Source organism: Microcystis sp. M144S2 (genome assembly GCF_020246065.1).
In the GTDB taxonomy this organism is placed as follows: Bacteria; Cyanobacteriota; Cyanobacteriia; order Cyanobacteriales; family Microcystaceae; genus Microcystis; species Microcystis ichthyoblabe_A.
In genome coordinates this window covers 1-15,055 of sequence record NZ_JADBTR010000176.1, presented here as the reverse complement: position 1 = coordinate 15,055, position 15,055 = coordinate 1, and the positions used below count along the sequence as shown (strand labels likewise).

General features: G+C 44.3%; 20 protein-coding genes. 8 read left to right on the top strand and 12 right to left on the bottom strand.

Going from position 1 to position 15,055, the window contains the following annotated elements; translation table 11 throughout:
• Window positions 1–190 precede the first annotated feature (190 nt).
• The 7 genes from IM462_RS20035 to IM462_RS20005 form a co-directional block, all read right to left on the bottom strand.
• Window positions 191–1,273 (bottom strand): sulfate ABC transporter substrate-binding protein, encoded by a 1,083-nt coding sequence (locus IM462_RS20035; RefSeq protein WP_287701073.1) that lies wholly within the window; start codon window positions 1,271–1,273, stop codon window positions 191–193.
• Between the two features lie 749 nt (window positions 1,274–2,022).
• Window positions 2,023–2,415, bottom strand: a complete 393-nt coding sequence (locus IM462_RS20030) for a DUF5615 family PIN-like protein (RefSeq protein WP_287701071.1) — start codon at window positions 2,413–2,415, stop codon at window positions 2,023–2,025.
• On the bottom strand, window positions 2,412–2,789 hold the full coding sequence (locus tag IM462_RS20025; RefSeq protein ID WP_002734748.1) for a DUF433 domain-containing protein: 378 nt from the start codon (window positions 2,787–2,789) through the stop codon (window positions 2,412–2,414). The genes IM462_RS20030 and IM462_RS20025 overlap by 4 nt, the downstream gene beginning before the upstream one ends.
• Before the next feature lie 260 nt (window positions 2,790–3,049).
• On the bottom strand, window positions 3,050–3,421 hold the full coding sequence (locus IM462_RS20020; protein ID WP_002793820.1) for a hypothetical protein: 372 nt from the start codon (window positions 3,419–3,421) through the stop codon (window positions 3,050–3,052).
• Window positions 3,418–3,693 carry a hypothetical protein gene (locus tag IM462_RS20015; protein WP_002733756.1) on the bottom strand — a complete coding sequence of 92 codons (276 nt, stop codon included), beginning with the start codon at window positions 3,691–3,693 and terminating at the stop codon, window positions 3,418–3,420. Before IM462_RS20015 ends, IM462_RS20020 begins: the two co-directional genes overlap by 4 nt.
• A 248-nt stretch (window positions 3,694–3,941) precedes the next feature.
• Window positions 3,942–4,151 (bottom strand): hypothetical protein, encoded by a 210-nt coding sequence (locus tag IM462_RS20010; protein WP_002732654.1) that lies wholly within the window; start codon window positions 4,149–4,151, stop codon window positions 3,942–3,944.
• Window positions 4,138–4,629, bottom strand: a complete 492-nt coding sequence (locus IM462_RS20005) for a type II toxin-antitoxin system VapC family toxin (protein WP_190381866.1) — start codon at window positions 4,627–4,629, stop codon at window positions 4,138–4,140. The genes IM462_RS20010 and IM462_RS20005 overlap by 14 nt, the downstream gene beginning before the upstream one ends.
• A 241-nt stretch (window positions 4,630–4,870) precedes the next feature.
• On the opposite strand from IM462_RS20005, the gene IM462_RS20000 reads away from it, so the two are divergent.
• The 3 genes from IM462_RS20000 (at window position 4,871) to IM462_RS19990 (ending at window position 5,890) form a co-directional block, all read left to right on the top strand.
• Window positions 4,871–5,095 carry a DUF433 domain-containing protein gene (locus IM462_RS20000; protein ID WP_002753441.1) on the top strand — a complete coding sequence of 75 codons (225 nt, stop codon included), beginning with the start codon at window positions 4,871–4,873 and terminating at the stop codon, window positions 5,093–5,095.
• A 191-nt stretch (window positions 5,096–5,286) separates the two neighbouring features.
• Window positions 5,287–5,505 carry a hypothetical protein gene (locus IM462_RS19995; protein WP_002753442.1) on the top strand — a complete coding sequence of 73 codons (219 nt, stop codon included), beginning with the start codon at window positions 5,287–5,289 and terminating at the stop codon, window positions 5,503–5,505.
• Complete coding sequence (locus tag IM462_RS19990) at window positions 5,498–5,890, top strand: pepsin/retropepsin-like aspartic protease family protein (RefSeq protein ID WP_002753443.1); 393 nt, start codon at window positions 5,498–5,500, stop codon at window positions 5,888–5,890. Before IM462_RS19995 ends, IM462_RS19990 begins: the two co-directional genes overlap by 8 nt.
• Window positions 5,891–6,156: 266 nt before the next feature.
• Here IM462_RS19990 and IM462_RS19985 read toward each other — a convergent pair whose 3' ends face one another.
• Complete coding sequence (locus IM462_RS19985) at window positions 6,157–6,441, bottom strand: hypothetical protein (protein ID WP_287701067.1); 285 nt, start codon at window positions 6,439–6,441, stop codon at window positions 6,157–6,159.
• Window positions 6,442–7,412: 971 nt separating this feature from the next.
• On the opposite strand from IM462_RS19985, the gene IM462_RS19980 reads away from it, so the two are divergent.
• Together IM462_RS19980 and IM462_RS19975 are read left to right on the top strand one after the other, a co-directional pair.
• On the top strand, window positions 7,413–7,670 hold the full coding sequence (locus IM462_RS19980) for a type II toxin-antitoxin system HicB family antitoxin (RefSeq protein WP_002764762.1): 258 nt from the start codon (window positions 7,413–7,415) through the stop codon (window positions 7,668–7,670).
• Complete coding sequence (locus tag IM462_RS19975; protein ID WP_008195914.1) at window positions 7,667–7,888, top strand: type II toxin-antitoxin system HicA family toxin; 222 nt, start codon at window positions 7,667–7,669, stop codon at window positions 7,886–7,888. The genes IM462_RS19980 and IM462_RS19975 overlap by 4 nt, the downstream gene beginning before the upstream one ends.
• Before the next feature lie 636 nt (window positions 7,889–8,524).
• Here IM462_RS19975 and IM462_RS19970 read toward each other — a convergent pair.
• Genes IM462_RS19970 through IM462_RS21135 form a run of 3 tightly spaced genes read right to left on the bottom strand, consistent with a single transcriptional unit; the run spans window position 8,525 to window position 10,342 of the window.
• The gene (locus IM462_RS19970) at window positions 8,525–9,322 is read right to left on the bottom strand and encodes a hypothetical protein (RefSeq protein ID WP_193977875.1); all 798 of its coding nucleotides are present in this window, start codon (window positions 9,320–9,322) and stop codon (window positions 8,525–8,527) included.
• Window positions 9,319–10,104 (bottom strand): SMODS domain-containing nucleotidyltransferase, encoded by a 786-nt coding sequence (locus IM462_RS19965; protein ID WP_193977877.1) that lies wholly within the window; start codon window positions 10,102–10,104, stop codon window positions 9,319–9,321. The genes IM462_RS19970 and IM462_RS19965 overlap by 4 nt, the downstream gene beginning before the upstream one ends.
• Before the next feature lie 22 nt (window positions 10,105–10,126).
• Window positions 10,127–10,342, bottom strand: a complete 216-nt coding sequence (locus tag IM462_RS21135) for a KTSC domain-containing protein (RefSeq protein WP_193977879.1) — start codon at window positions 10,340–10,342, stop codon at window positions 10,127–10,129.
• Window positions 10,343–10,798: 456 nt separating this feature from the next.
• Here IM462_RS21135 and IM462_RS19960 point away from each other — a divergent pair, with 456 nt between their 5' ends.
• On the top strand, window positions 10,799–13,129 hold the full coding sequence (locus tag IM462_RS19960) for a heavy metal translocating P-type ATPase (protein WP_287701063.1): 2,331 nt from the start codon (window positions 10,799–10,801) through the stop codon (window positions 13,127–13,129).
• Window positions 13,130–13,326: 197 nt separating this feature from the next.
• Here IM462_RS19960 and IM462_RS19955 read toward each other — a convergent pair whose 3' ends face one another.
• Entirely contained in the window at window positions 13,327–13,668 is a 342-nt protein-coding gene (locus IM462_RS19955) for a hypothetical protein (protein WP_194014184.1), read from the bottom strand.
• Between the two features lie 12 nt (window positions 13,669–13,680).
• Here IM462_RS19955 and holB point away from each other — a divergent pair, with 12 nt between their 5' ends.
• A complete protein-coding gene (gene holB, locus IM462_RS19950) occupies window positions 13,681–14,646 on the top strand; it encodes a DNA polymerase III subunit delta' (RefSeq protein ID WP_287701062.1) in 966 nt (321 codons plus the stop codon).
• A 37-nt stretch (window positions 14,647–14,683) separates the two neighbouring features.
• A complete protein-coding gene (locus tag IM462_RS19945) occupies window positions 14,684–14,905 on the top strand; it encodes a neurohypophysial hormones like protein (RefSeq protein WP_287701060.1) in 222 nt (73 codons plus the stop codon).
• Window positions 14,906–15,055: the final 150 nt, after the last annotated feature.

Here is a 15,055-nt window from a genome sequence, read left to right as displayed (position 1 = left end):
GTAATATTCCTTGTTGACACCCTTACTGACAAAGAAAAAACTGAAATCAAGTCAGGATAAGGGTTGGAGTGCTTACTGCAAAAATTGTTAAGAAAGATCCCTATAAGGGATAGCTTATTAAGGGGGGATTAAGGGGGGATCAATTAATCAGAACCACTTACTTAGCTGACAGCTGACGGCCTACTACTAATTAACGCTGAATTTGGTCAAAAATCGCCCCATCAGCGAAGAATTTTTTCTGGATCGCATCCCAGCTACCGATCGCCGTATAGGGGAACAGATTCGACACTTTTGGGTATTGTTTACTAAACTCTTTAGCCACATTAGCATTAACGGGACGGAAACCCACCTTGGCGAATTCCCGCTGCGCTTCCGGAGTAAAGAGAAATTGGGCAAAAGCTGTCGCTACTTCCCGGGTTTTGCGTTTATCAACTATTTTATCCACTACGGCCACGGGCGGATCGATCGAAACATTGACCGGAGGAATAGTATAGGAAAAACCCGTTTCTCCTTTTTGACGGGCCAAAATTACCTCGTTTTCGTAGTTAAGCAGCACATCCCCCTGATCCTGTTTAAAGAAGACATCGCTGGCTTCCCGGGCATCTTTGGGTAGTACAGGCACGTTTTTATAGACATTGCGGACGAAATTGGTCGCTTGTGTTTCATTGCCGCCGTTCCGAGTTACCGATCCCCAGAGAGCCAGAAAATTCCACCGGGCCACCCCAGAGGTTTTCGGGTTGGCAGTGATGACTTTAATCCCCGATTTGGCTAGATCTGGCCAGTTGCGGATTCCTTTGGGATTGCCCTGACGAGTAACTAAAGCTACCACGGAACGAGTGGCGATGGCGTTATTGGGGAGTTCTTTCTGCCAACCGGGGTTAACTAAACCCGCTTTTTGCAAGCGTTCCACATCGGAACCGATAGCCAAATTTACCACATCTGCATCTAATCCGTCGATAACAGCGCGGGTTTGGGAACCAGAGCCGCCATAACTCTGTTTAATCACCACATCCTGTTTTTTCTCTCTTTTCCATTTGTTGACGAATAGAGGGATGATTTTCGAGTAGGCCGATTGAGTCACCGCGTAGGAAACCAGGGTGATTTCCACGGTTTGTTGTTTAGCTTGCTGTTTATCCGCAGCTGCCAGCAGATTACTCGATGCCGATAGGGGACTAAAAGTTAGTCCGATTCCCGTTGTGACGACGGCAGCCGTAGCTAGAGAAATAAAAGGTAAGAGGGTTTTCGGTTTTGGGGATCTAGGATCAGGGATCACGATGTCATCGGCTCCTTTGTTTATTTATGGGAGATTGCTAGGTATTTTTTCTAGAATTGTATTCTATACGAAATAAAAAACAATTTCAATACATTGGAGAAAAAATTATACTGTCTTAGTTCGGTTATATGCAAATAAATCAAGCTATTAATGGCTTGATTAGCTGAAAAAAGTGTAAATATTCGATTTATACGGCTTAAATGCGCCTTTAAATCTGCCTGAAGCCTCTTTATGCTTCCAGAATAGAGATTTTATCGTCTTTATGGAGAGGAAATAATTTTTTAGCACTCAAAAACCTCTCCCTAGGTGGGTTCACCGGTGAGGTTAGCGGACCTTAGCAACTATTACCCTAAAATTGAAGCGGTCTAACGACTTCCATCAATGTGCATGGTGCGTTCCCCAAAATCTATTGGTGGAGCAGTAGGACTTGCATTATCGCACTGAGACAGTCCAGTAGGGTGTGTTAGCGTCAGCGTAACGCACGAATTTTGAACATTAGATAAGGTGCGTTACATTTTATTAACGCACCCTACCAGATCGGCGTACTGCTATGCAGTGCCTTCGGCATCGCACTTAGACTGACAGCTTCAATCAATGTGCATGGTGCGTTCTCAAAAATCCTGCATTAGGGAACGCACCCTACAGCGATTGAGATCTATTCAGAAACTTGCCGCATAACGGCTAAGTTATGCCGTGCATCTCACCGATAAGACTGCGATCGCCCTAATTTTTAAGCGTAGCCGACAATATCATGAAATGAATAACCGACCAACCCCCTTGTAATTATCAATATCTACAGCAATTTCGATCAGTCGTTCAGCGCAGCGCTCTCTATACTCAGCTTCACTCAAACGATCGAGATTTCCAATCGTCAACACTGGAAACGATTTCTCTGTGTTCTCTTCTCGCATAACCTGCTCAAGGGAATCATCACCCTTCATATTTCGGTTAGCAGTAAGAATCATCATCTCCTGTTCTTGAGCATAGCGCCAGACTACGCGATCGCTACTTTCCATCGACAATCCAACCTCTCTAAAGGTGACAAATTGGACAGACTGAAACTCAAGCCAACCACGTTTTGCCAATATACCAAGAAAAATCAGCGCATAACCGTCGAGGTTGTAGTCAACTAAGAAAGTCATTGTTTTTGTGCGGCACGTCTGGCTCTCTGCTCCTCAAGCTTTGCCCAAAAAGCTTCTTGTCCTGGTTTATGTGGCATTGCTGCAATTCGAGCAAAGCGTTCACGGTTACGATCTTCCCAGTACTGGCGAATTTCTTCCCTATTCTGAAGAACCTCTTGATATTCAACCTCGACCTGAGCTTGGTTTGCCTCAATGTAGGACAAAGCTGCGTCAATTTGCGCGTTCGTGAGGTTAAATGTGTCACGAATCAGTTTAGGAGGATAATCAGCTTTTAGGAGATCGATCACATCATAGAGGGTGATGCGCGTGCCAGCGATCGTCAGTCCTCGCTCTGTACGGATAATTTTCGCTTGTTGGTTTGCCGTCCAGGTCATTCCCTTAGCTCCTTAGAATCCACTTAATGGTCAATGGTTTCACCAGACAAATATTGGTCAATTTTTTCTGACCAATCAGGTTCACCGTTCATTATAGCCCGCCTCTTACGCGACAAAATCAGTGTACTGCTAGGCCGTGCCTTCGTCATCCCACTTAGACTGACAGCTTCAATCAATGTGCATGGTGCGTTCCCAAAAATCTATTGGTGGAACAGTAGGACTTGCATTAGGGAACGCACCCTACGGCGATTGTGATCGCACTATGACAAAGGTTTAATTGTCACTAATCCCCCAGCAAAACCCTGAATATTCAACTCATAGCCATCAAGTAAACCCATACCAACTAATGGATCTGTCTCTGACTCATTGATTTCAATAGATTTGATCTGACCATCCCAGATCACAGTTGCCTCAAATACGTTAAACATACAGAGGCTTCCATCGCCCAAGATTCCCTCTTCTTGCATATACCACGTTAATCCTAGTGTTGTAATGATAGCGGAAGGCAACGTGAGAAATCCAGTGTAACCAGTGTCAATAACTGCTTTAATCGCTTGCCTCTGGTGATTTTCGCCTAGCACTACGAATTGAATAATTGCTTCTCGGCGCGAATTGACGCTCCCCATCATCATGGCGACACACTGGGGGAACGAAAGCCAAAACGATGGACGGCACGATGTCCAATGCGAATACCAAATATTTGTGCATCAGGAAAACGTATTAACAGTTGTTTAGCAGCTGTTAGGCTGTCGTCAGCCACTTCAAAAGCCCCTGTTTCGATGTCTATTGCTACAATCTTCCCATGATTCCCTTCCTCGATTTGGGAGCGTACCTGAGACTCATAGACTTCGTGTCCACGTCGGGCAAATTCTTCTTTGCTGTAGCGGGGTTGTCGAACTGTCATTGAAGCGACCCTGTGGCAACTTTTGCCCCTCTATCTTAACCTAAACATTGGCAATCTTCGCTAACATTCCTCAACTGGGCCCACAAGAGCAGCACCGCACCTAACCTCACAGCTTCAATCAATGTGCATGGTGCGTTCTCAAAAATCCCGCATTAGGGAACGCACCCTACAAGATCGGCGATCGCTACAATCGGAACGATCGCACTTGACTCGCTGGTCGGCATAACGGCTAAGTTGAGCCGCCAAGATTAGATTTGAGATTCTTGTGGTTCATCCTGTTTTGGTCGGCTCCAACGACTTGTTAGACCTTGCTTTGGTGGTAAGCTGACTACCTGCCTGCCACTTTCTGCTTGTCTTTTTTGCCAATCTACAAACATTGCATCCAAATCGTAGTTAAAGGATTTAGCGTGTTCTTCTCGAAATTTATGAATTTCATCTAAAATGTCATCTTGCCACATCGTTATAGTCTCCTAAAAGTTCGTAAGGAGTACAAATTATGGGTAACTCGTATCCCAAATCAAGACTGAGCTCTGCCAACTTCCTCTGAATTTGAGCGTTGGCAATATGTTTACAGTTCCATGTTAACAAGTAATCTAGCCCGTGGACAGTCGCCGCAGCAATGTGAACCGCATCATCAGAAGCTTTGGCAGGAAGGTTGCTTCGTATAAGAAACAGTGAGGATAAGTTGCGTACAGCTTGATTGAGTTCAACCAAAGGCATTTCATTGACAATTTCTAACCTTTTCAAAGCAATCTCTGTATCTCCCTTAGCGACTTCATCTAAAACAACCTGTGAAATATAGAGAACAAAATCATTACGGCGATTTTGCCACCAGTCCCTTGTCGTTTCGATATTCCCAGCAATAACCAAATTTCGGGTCGATCTGGCTGTCAGATAGCCAATAATGCTGGTTTCAATATAGACGGTTTCCCTCACAGCACTTTCTGAATTTTATTTGTCCCTCATTCTATCGCATTTGAGCTTTATTTTGAGGGTTTGCGAGGGAATTAGTGCGTTAACGAAGTGAACGCACCCTACCAGATCGGCGATCGCACTAACGCACCCTACGTTCGGAACGATCGCACTTGACTCGCTGGTCGGCATAACGGCCAAGTTATACGGCTTTTTTTGTGCAATGTGATCTAAAATAAAGGCATCTTACGACTAGGTGACAACAATGTATAAAATTTCTGTTAACCCTCAAATTCATTTTGGGAAGCCCTGCATAGAAGGGACGCGCATCACTGTGCAGAGTGTTCTTGAGTTGCTAAATGAGGGACTCTCTTTCAGTATAATTATTCAGGATTATTACCCTGATTTACAAATTGAAGACATTCGTGCTTGTCTGCAATATGCTATCGCTTTAGTAGCGGCTGAAGACATTAAACTCGTGTCGGCTTAATAATGAAATTTCTTCTCGATCAAGACGTTTACGCAATCACTGCGAGATTTCTAATTGATGCTGGACATGATGTGGTTCTTGTTACTCAGCACCGACCAACCTGATACGGTCGGTGTGCAACGGGATTGTTAGACCGTACCTCACAGATCGCTTATGATCAATTTATTCTCGCATATCTAGAAGTTTAAGCCATGTCACTCACTGAGTTAATTCTTCTGGTCAACAATCTGAGCCAGACAGACAAATTATCACTCTTCAAACTCCTAGCTGCACAAATCCCGGATGCTGAACTACAGGTTATCTTTTCCGCATCAGAGTATCCGATTTGGTCGCCCTACGATGCCACGGAAGCCGCCAATATTCTGATGCATATGATTCAGGATGACCGAGAGGCATCTACCCATGCCTAGTACAGTCGAATTTCCCCTTTCCGACGATGAAGCATTACCCACGATTCCCATCACTCTGAGTCATGCAGGCCTTTCTGTTTCTGCGAATGCCCTGCTGGATACCGGATCTACGGTCAATCTATTACCTTACGACATCGGGCCGCAATTGGGTGCAATTTGGGAGGAACAAACTGTCCGCTTGCCATTGGCCGGAAATCTTGCAAGGGTTGAAGCACGAGGGTTATTTGTGTATGTTCAAATTGGGAATTTGGAACCTGTTCGTCTAGCCTTTGCTTGGGCAAAAACCTCTCAGATACCCTTAATTCTTGGGCAAACGAACTTTTTTCGAGAATTTGATGTCTGTTTTCAACGATCGCGATGCACGATCGAAATTATCCGCTTCTAATAAGGGTCGATGTGTTTTGGGTGGGATCGCGCTTTTGGTTAGTGTTGATAGAGAAAAGCAATGCTGGGTTTCCTGCCGTCAACCCAGCCTACGGAGATAAACGATCGCACTTAATCTTGGCGATCAAATATGATGTAGCCTGTGTTAGCGTTAGCGTAACGCACGGATTTTGAACATTAGATAAGGTGCGTTCACTTCATTAACGCACCCTACCAGATCGGCGTACTGCTATGCAGTGCCTTCGGCATCGCACTACCCTAAGGCCCTTAGGCAGTATATTTAATTTCAGTTACTGTGCCAACGCCGCTAGGATGTAAATTTCCATTCTCGTCAACGTTTAATCCAAGTGTTGAACCGTCGGCACCCTCATAACCAAAAACCCAGGCTTTGGTTCGCCAATTGATTAATACCCCCCAGTTTTCTTTGGGAAGTCCAGCGACTGAACCATGACCAATATCAGTTAACACAACCGTACCCTGAGCAACAGCCAAAGTTACTTGATTACCCTGAACCTGAGCAGGGATGCTGATTTTTTGTAAAGCCCACGTCATTTTTAGTTCCTCCTTTATACTGATTGTCACAGCTTGCAGTCAATGACAGTAAGTCAATTTTATCCGTTAAACTTTTGTCCACAATTACTTAGAAAAAGTGTACAAATTAGCCAACTTCAATTGACACACTCTCAATCAAGCACCGTGCATGACAGAAACGACGCTTAATATTCTAAGTAGTCCATATGCCGCCCTATAAGCAGGCAGCTAGGCAGTATTAGCTGTCGATATTCTTTGGATTTCTTATTCATGACTCTAGATACCTTTAAGCATCTAACTATATGTTATGCGGAAAGTTTTCGTATGTGACGCTAAATACACATTTTTTTAAGAATCTTTCCGTGTACTACGCTCAAATGGAGCGATCGCGAGAAGTTTTCCGTATTATATTACGATAAGCGTGTTGTACCGATTAGCGTACTCTGTTATGAACCCTTCCCCACTGATTTGTTCAAAGTTTTCTCGTTGTGCGACTGTCAGATAAACTTTATCTCGCCTACATCTTCCCATGATTGATGTCCTCAGTTGAGCTTATCTATTGCCCTATTTTAGCTGTGTCAGTCCAGTAGCCTGTGTTAGCGTCAGCGTAACGCACGAATTTTGAACATTAGATAAGGTGCGTTACATTTCATTAACACACCCTACAAGAGCGGCGATCATACTCCCCGTTAACGCTCCTTGCGCCTATCTGTTTTGGCTCTGATTGCGTCCTTGTTCCCCGCTTCAGCCTCTAGATTTCCGAGTCCAGTCACTGGGGGCAGGTCGGGAGTCACTGTGTCCCTTACAGGGTAGGTCTTTCACCTACATCCTTTTTGTCAGTTATGCTGTTTTATCAGCACTCTAGGCTATTTATTCCCCTAGAAACGAATCGCACCGTTACACTTCGTTAACGCACCCTACAAGAGCGGCGTGCTGCTACGCAGTGCCTTCGGCATCGCACTGGTTCTAGAACATAAAATGTTAATATTTGAATGAAACAACCAAATAGTTATCGAGCAATGATTATGGTTAAACCACAAGCTGAATCCAGCCGTAAAGTACTTCTCTATCCTGGTGAGGATAGTTACTTTGTTGTCGAAGTTCCTAGTTTGCCAGGATGTATTAGCCAGGGAAAAACTCGTGAGGAGGCTCTAGCCAATATTGAAGAGGCAATCGCTCTGTATATCGAAGTTTTACAGGATCGGGGTGAACCTGTTCCCAATGATACGGTTGAGGTCATTCTGGTATGAGTAAATTACGTGTTATCTCAGGCGCAGAATGTGTAAAAGCACTTGAGCAAATAGGCTTTGCCGTAGAGCGTCAGCGTGGAAGTCACATGATTTTAGTACGTGAAGCTCCCAAAACAACAGTCTCGGTACCAGATCATAAAGAACTAGATCGAGGTACTTTACGCGCAATTATTCGGCAAGTCGGCTTGAGCGTTGACGAATTTGTTGAGCTTTTATAAAGCACTTTACTATGGGATTACACTCCCACAGATAATTCAGAATTTTCCGGTTCTAGAGCAACCCATAAAATTGTCGGCATAAACCTGCAAAATATCATCGGTACGTTACACTTCATTAACGCACCCTACAAGATCAGCGATCACACTAACGCACCCTACGATCGGAACGATCGCTATATATTATGCGGAAATTTTCCGTATATCACGCTAAATACACATTTTTTTAAGAATCTTTTCGTACATTACGCTCAAATGGAGTAATCGCGAGAAGTTTTCCGTATAATATTACGATCAGCGTGTTATGCCGATTAGCGTACTCTGTTATGAACCCTTCCCCACTGATTTGTTCAAAGTTTTCTCGTTGTGCGACTGTCAGATGAACTTCATCTCGCCTACATCTTCTCATGATTGATGTCCTCAGTTGAGCTTATCTATTGCCCTATTTTAGCTGTGTCAGTCCAGTAGCCTGTGTTAGCTTTAGCGTAACGCACGAATTTTGAACATTAGATAAGGTGCGTTACATTTCATTAACGCACCCTACAAGATCGGCGATCGCACTTTCGGACTTAACAGAGAGTATCGATACGGTCGGTGTGCAACGGGCTTGTTAGACATGGCAATGGTATAAATTTAGCACTAATCAATTTCGTTCTGCATGTCTAGTTCTTCACAAATTTGGTTCCATCGCTTACTTAGAGATGGATTTAACTTCTGAAAGTCATTTGTTGAGAGCAGTATCCCTGCGGTAGATTTTGCTGCTTCATAGGTCGCGAAAGCATTAAGCACATTTGCGGTGGCACAAGGAGAATCCTGTCCTAATTTATGCAGAAAATGGGAATAAAGTTCGTCATACGTCCGCTCATGACGAAATCGAAGAATTTCAAGTTTTAGCCATTCAGAAAGAATTTCACCAGAGAAAACTAACTGTGTAATCCATGTAAGCAGTTCAAGATTGTCATGGCGGAGAGAAAAAGCAATAAGCCAAGCTAGAAGATATCCAAAAATAATGATTCGCTTCCGCCCCAGCATTCTTGACGCAATTTCCTTGCTAAAGAGGGCATTTTCCATAGTATTTGCCCCAAGGCGTTGCACTGACGGAGAAAAAGAATTGTTGTAGTAGAGAGATGTATGATCGTGGGAGAGAGGTATTCCAAATGAGTTGGAAAGCAGTTGCTTTCTTCTCATTAATTCTGCTCGCGGTACTAGGTATAAGCTCGATACTTGAGAAATACTAAAGTATGCCAAGACCAAAACAAGGAAAAATGCTTGGATAATATCTGCTGTTGCCTTTCCGAGAATTGAAGCTGAGTATGGCATAGCGAACGACAAGGCTGCAATGCCCCAGAAAAGCAATGCGCTAATCATCCCAAGTTTCTCGATTGGAGCATAATATTGGGAGACCTCATCAACTCTTTCTAAGCCTTTATTATTCATAGAGATGGTACGATTTTTTTGATTTCTGACTCCGCACTAGCAGGCATATTATTGTTCTCATACTCTTTAGCTTTTCTTGCATGTTGCTTGGCACTATTAACTTTATCTTTGATGGATTGAGCAGTATCATATGAGCAATCAAATCCTGACCAGAACTCGTAAAAGTAGTCTTTAAGAGCCGAGCATCCCCAAAATGATCGATTAACAATATATTGTTCTATTGAAAATGAGGTGAAGGGGTACCCCTTTTGTGTATTCCAATATTTTATCAATCTAACCAATGGCTTGATTTGATAGTTATTTCTCTTATTCTCATCTTGAAGTAATTGATTAGTTCCGGAGGGATCTGTACTCGTCCATTCAAGCCAAGATGATGCTGGTGAGGGAATCTGATAACTATAGTTGTAAATTGCTGGAACAAGCTCAAAATTGATGTGATTCAAAGATAAGACAATTGTTGGATGTGATTGGTAAATTTCTGATGTAGAGTACTTTAGCTCTACAAAACGCCTAAGACGGTCAAGATAAGTTTGTGGCTTTTTCTGGCCGTCAGATGTACTAAACACAACCATGTAATCTATGTCAGAATATTTGTCTGCTTTACGTGGAAGAATAGTACCACGAGTACTTGAACCGAATTGAAAGTGACCTGTCACCGTACTGCCAAAGTATGAAGTCAGCCTAGATGAAAGTGTGTTGATAGAGGTAGAAATACTCGACTTTTCCAATTCAGATAGAACTAGAGTGCTTGCTAAATCTGTTAGGTGAGAGTTTACAGACATGATTCTTTAGTCTTGAGATTACTTAGCCGACCTTTCGGTAAGCATAACCAGCTTTCTTAATGTGCTGATCAAAATACGATCCGTGTGAGCTAGCTGTCATCAAGCCTGAATGAACCGATGACGGAACACCTGAATATTGGTAAATGCCACCATGAAGAAATTCAACTTCTAGTGTTTGAGTATTTGGGTCGTATCCGACCGATGCAAGATTTGATGAAGATACTGGCACCCTATTCATTTATATCCCTTTGTTTATTTGTCTGTCTAACTATATATTATGCGGAAATTTTCCGTATATCACGCCAAATACACATTTTTTAAAGAATCTTTCTGTATATTACGCTCAAATGGAGCGATCGCGAGAAGTTTTCCGTACAATATTACGATAAGCGTGTTATGCCGATTAGCGTACTCTGTGATGAACCCTCCCCCACTGATTTGTTCAAAGTTTTCTCGTTGTGCGACTGTCAGATGAACTTTATCTCGCCTACATCTTCCCATGATTGATGTCCTCAGTTGAGCCTATCTATTGCCCTATTTTAGCTGTGTCAGTCCACTACCAGATCGGCTACCTGAAATTTCAGCTATCTGTAATGAAATTTCATCTATCTGTAACCCTACAGGCCAAAATAGTTTAAAAATCGGCCGAGAATTTCTAGGATAGAAGTAAAGACCATCCTTGCCTACTTTTTCTATGATCCTAGCCGCCGAAACTGGACTAAAAACCGCTACTCTAGACGTAAAAGGCATGAAATGCGCCGGCTGTGTTAGTGCCGTAGAAAGACAACTCAGCCAAAATCAAGGGGTAAAATCGGCCCAAGTTAATCTAATCACGGAAATTGCCGTGATTGAATACCAACCGGATGCGATCGCACCAGAGCAATTAGCCGCAAAATTAACCGCGATTGGATTCCCCACCCAACCGCGCAGCTCATCGACTCCCCTTTCTCAACAAAATCAACGGCTGCAAAACCAACAAAAAGAACGGCAACAACAATTATACCGATTAGCGATCGCTTGTTGTTTACTGGTTTTTTCCCTGATTGGTCACTTACACCACATCGGGGGACCGGAAATCCCCATCCTTCAAAGTATTGCTTTTCACTGGACTTTAGCCACCCTAGCCATTTTATTCCCCGGCCGCGATATTTTCATCGATGGTTGGCGCGGATTACGGCACGGGATGCCAAATATGAACACTCTCGTTAGTTTAGGCACAGGTAGCGCCTATATAGCCAGTTGTTTGGCTCTTATCTTCCCTAATCTCGGTCTAGAGTGCTTTTTCGATGAACCGGTCATGCTGTTAGGTTTTATTCTCCTCGGACGGACTCTAGAAGCGCATTCCCGTCATCGCGCAGCCGCAGACTTAGAAGCGCTTACCTCCCTACAACCGGCAGTGGCTCACCTGATTGGTAGTACAGATGACCGTGTGGGCGTGGCCATTCCCGTGGAACAGCTGCGCGTCGGGGAATGGGTGCGCGTCTTACCCGGAGAAAAAATTCCCGTGGATGGGGAGATTATTCAGGGAAGAACCACGGTAGATGAAGCTTTATTAACGGGGGAATCGCTGCCGGTGGTTAAGGAAATGGGAGATCTAGTCATTGCTGGCAGTTTCAATCTCTCTGGTGCGATCGCAGTGCAAACTCGTCAGGTGGGGACCGATACCACCCTAGCTAAGATTATCGTAGCCGTGGAATCAGCCCAAACTCGCAAAGCCCCAGTACAGAAGATAGCGGACCGGGTAGCGGGTTATTTTGCCTACGGAGTGATGATAATTGCCCTAATTGTGCTGCTCTTTTGGTATTTTTGGGGAACTAGGCTCTTTCCAGAGGTGTTAGGGTCAACCACAGGACACCACGAGATGATTCAACCCACTTCTCCCCTACTTTTGTCCCTAAAATTAGCGATTTCCGTGCTTGTGGTCGCTTGTCCCTGCGCTCTCGGTTTAGCCACACCGACGGCCCTACTGGTGGGAACCAGTTTAGCAGCCGAACGGGGTATTTTAATTAAAGGGGGTGATGTTTTGGAAACCGTTTCGCAACTGCAAACGGTGGTTTTTGACAAAACGGGAACCCTTAGCCAAGGTCATCCAGAAATTACCGATTGTTTGAGTTTTTCTATCCTTAATTCCCTGGAAATTCAACAATTAGCGGCAGTAGTGGAGAGTGGCACTAATCATCCTCTTGCTCAGGCGATTTTAGACGCGGTTACTCCTCCTACTAATCTGACGGGGGAAGATTTTCAAACTGTGGCAGGATTGGGAGTTTCGGCAAGGGTGCAGGGGTCAAAAATTGTTCTAGGAAATCGGCAATGGTTGGCGCAAAACGGCATTAAAATCGATGAAACTATCAGGGGGATTCAAGAGCTTTTACAAGCGGGTAAAACGGTGATTTATCTGGGGATGGAAGAACAATTACTCGGCGCGATCGCTTTTCAGGACCGATTGCGTCCCGATGCTCAAACAACCGTGAATCAGTTACAAAAACTCGGTTTAGAGGTGATTTTACTCAGTGGCGATCGCCAAGAAGTGGTGACAGCGATCGCTAATAGTTTGGGTATTAGCCAATTTTATGCCGAAGTTGCCCCCACCGAAAAATCCGCCTTAATTGCCGACCTACAGACAAAAGAGGGCAAAATCGTGGCTATGGTCGGGGATGGTATCAATGATGCTCCTGCACTAGGACAGGCTAACATCGGTATTGCTCTGGCCGGTGGCACGGAGGTGGCCATGGAAACAGCCGGGATCGTTTTAATTAGCGATCGCCTGGAGGATGTGGTACAATCTCTGCATTTAAGTCTGGCCACATGGCAAAAAATCCGACAAAATCTTTTTTGGGCTTTGGGTTATAATACCTTTGCTATTCCCATTGCTGGTGGTTTATTACTGCCCCGTTGGGGTCTAGCTTTCAGTCCGGCCCTAGCAGCAGCTTTAATGGCTTTTAGTTCGGTTATGGTAGTGAGTAATTCCCTGCTTTTACGTCGTCAATTTCCTCCGCTCAAATCGACGCAGGAAGGCAAAAATTAAAGCAATTACCGATTTTTTCTCGATAAATCTATCAAGCACCAAAAAGAGCATTTTTTCATCGTCGAAGATGATCAAGACAGAACCCAAATTCTCTTAGAGGATAGGGAAGGAAAAGTTAGCACCCCAGTTAAATCACGGTGATAAGATGGTATTTTGTCCCTGTCTTTGTCAGTTGACGAGGACAGGAACAAATCGGGTTAAGCGGTAATTCTGGTCAGGGATTGACCTTGATAATTGTTGGTAATAATCTGGTGAATAGATTCAAAAAATCGCCGACAACGATTATTAGTTCTCAGGGGCAATTCATGATTTTTTACCAATAAATCGATCTGAAGTTCCGAGCTAGTGGGAGGATGGATAAACAATTCCACTTTCACTAACTGGGGAAAGAGAGCATCGTTAGGAACTTCCGATAAAAGCAAGACATCGGTCCGGCGCTTGATGATTTCAAATTCACCCAAACTTAATATATCATCGTATAAAAACCCGGTCTGATGAGGAGAAATCCCGACAAAATAGGAACAGCAATAGCGAGCCATGGCAGGGAAAAGATGATAAATTGGTCAAGGTTAATCGGTCAAAATCAGGCCATTGAACTACTACAAAGAGCGCTTGAAGTCAATTCGATCGCTCCCGCTTACTTATTCGCCGGCGCTAAGGGGATCGGACGCAATCTGGCAGCAAAATGTTTCTGTCAAGACTTATTAACTAGAGATCGATCGCCGGAAGCAAGAGAATTAATCCTGAAACGCTTTCTCGGGGGCAATCATCCCGATTTACTCTGGATTGAACCCACTTATCAACACCAAGGCAAACTGCTCACCGCAAAAGAAGCACAGGAAAGCAATCTCAAGCGTAAAGCTCCCCCGCAAATCCGCATCGAACAAATTCGCGAGATTACTAACTTTTTAAGTCGTCCTCCCCTCGAATCGGCCCGCTCTGTGGTGGTGATCGAGGAAGCAGACACCATGACGGAATCGGCGGCAAATGCCCTCTTAAAAACGCTTGAGGAACCGGGAAAAGCGACTTTAATCCTGATTGCTCCCAGTCCCTCCTCTTTACTACCTACTCTCGTTTCTCGCTGTCAACACATCCCTTTTCAGCGTCTTTCGGAAGAAAATCTCGCTCAAGTCCTGCGCTCTAACGGACAAGCTCGCGTTCTCAATTATCCGGCAATTCTCGGTTTAGCTCAAGGTAGCCCCGGAGAAGCGATCGCCGCTTTAGAATTTCTCGACAGTCTCCCCCAAGATTTACCGCGATCTTCCGGCAAATTTCCCCTAAAACTCTCCCAAGCACTGGAATTAGCCAAAATTATTGCTCAAACTCTTGACACGGAAACCCAATTATGGTATGTGAGCTATCTTCAGTATGAGGATTGGCAACGACGACGAGAGCGATCGATTTTAGAAATCTTGGAAAAAACCCGCCGGCAGCTGTTAGCCTACGTTCAACCCCGTTTAGTCTGGGAATGCACTTTCTTGGCATTGGCCAAGCTATCCACCGCCCAAAAGCCTTAAAATTGTTATATTTATCGATCGAGTGGGGAGAAAGACTATGAACATCAAATCCTTAGTTTTGCTGATTCTGTTAACCTTGACTACGGTTTTAGGTGCTTGTCAGGGAGGAAAAGAAGCCGAAGAACCGAAAAACGTCCCCACCACGGTGGAATCGCCGCAAAAAGACGATGATAGCGATAAAGACGGGGAAAACCAGCAAAAAGACGGTGATAATCAACGGGATAAAAAAGACGATGACGATGACGATGATGATAACTAGGGTTTGCTGAAAAAGTTTTTCTTGGGGGCAGGGTGTGGGGTGTGGGGTGTGGGGTGTAGGGTTTTACCGATTTTGAAGGGGTCAATTACCTAATTTTCAGGGAAAAAGTCCCTGAATTTTCCCCCCGATCACTCCCATATCTGGTACTTT

What these genes read in the sequence shown, in the direction of transcription:
- IM462_RS20030 (WP_287701071.1), bottom strand. Translation starts at nt 2,415, where the DNA reads ATGACTTTCTTAGTTGACTACAACCTCGACGGTTATGCGCTGATTTTT.
- IM462_RS20025 (WP_002734748.1), bottom strand. Translation starts at nt 2,789, where the DNA reads ATGACCTGGACGGCAAACCAACAAGCGAAAATTATCCGTACAGAGCGA.
- IM462_RS20020 (WP_002793820.1), bottom strand. Translation starts at nt 3,421, where the DNA reads ATGATGATGGGGAGCGTCAATTCGCGCCGAGAAGCAATTATTCAATTC.
- IM462_RS20015 (WP_002733756.1), bottom strand. Translation starts at nt 3,693, where the DNA reads ATGACAGTTCGACAACCCCGCTACAGCAAAGAAGAATTTGCCCGACGT.
- IM462_RS20010 (WP_002732654.1), bottom strand. Translation starts at nt 4,151, where the DNA reads ATGTGGCAAGATGACATTTTAGATGAAATTCATAAATTTCGAGAAGAA.
- IM462_RS20000 (WP_002753441.1), top strand. Translation starts at nt 4,871, where the DNA reads ATGTATAAAATTTCTGTTAACCCTCAAATTCATTTTGGGAAGCCCTGC.
- IM462_RS19995 (WP_002753442.1), top strand. Translation starts at nt 5,287, where the DNA reads ATGTCACTCACTGAGTTAATTCTTCTGGTCAACAATCTGAGCCAGACA.
- IM462_RS19990 (WP_002753443.1), top strand. Translation starts at nt 5,498, where the DNA reads ATGCCTAGTACAGTCGAATTTCCCCTTTCCGACGATGAAGCATTACCC.
- IM462_RS19985 (WP_287701067.1), bottom strand. Translation starts at nt 6,441, where the DNA reads ATGACGTGGGCTTTACAAAAAATCAGCATCCCTGCTCAGGTTCAGGGT.
- IM462_RS19980 (WP_002764762.1), top strand. Translation starts at nt 7,413, where the DNA reads ATGAAACAACCAAATAGTTATCGAGCAATGATTATGGTTAAACCACAA.
- IM462_RS19975 (WP_008195914.1), top strand. Translation starts at nt 7,667, where the DNA reads ATGAGTAAATTACGTGTTATCTCAGGCGCAGAATGTGTAAAAGCACTT.
- IM462_RS19970 (WP_193977875.1), bottom strand. Translation starts at nt 9,322, where the DNA reads ATGAATAATAAAGGCTTAGAAAGAGTTGATGAGGTCTCCCAATATTAT.
- IM462_RS19965 (WP_193977877.1), bottom strand. Translation starts at nt 10,104, where the DNA reads ATGTCTGTAAACTCTCACCTAACAGATTTAGCAAGCACTCTAGTTCTA.
- IM462_RS21135 (WP_193977879.1), bottom strand. Translation starts at nt 10,342, where the DNA reads ATGAATAGGGTGCCAGTATCTTCATCAAATCTTGCATCGGTCGGATAC.
- IM462_RS19960 (WP_287701063.1), top strand. Translation starts at nt 10,799, where the DNA reads ATGATCCTAGCCGCCGAAACTGGACTAAAAACCGCTACTCTAGACGTA.
- IM462_RS19955 (WP_194014184.1), bottom strand. Translation starts at nt 13,668, where the DNA reads ATGGCTCGCTATTGCTGTTCCTATTTTGTCGGGATTTCTCCTCATCAG.
- holB (WP_287701062.1), top strand. Translation starts at nt 13,681, where the DNA reads ATGATAAATTGGTCAAGGTTAATCGGTCAAAATCAGGCCATTGAACTA.
- IM462_RS19945 (WP_287701060.1), top strand. Translation starts at nt 14,684, where the DNA reads ATGAACATCAAATCCTTAGTTTTGCTGATTCTGTTAACCTTGACTACG.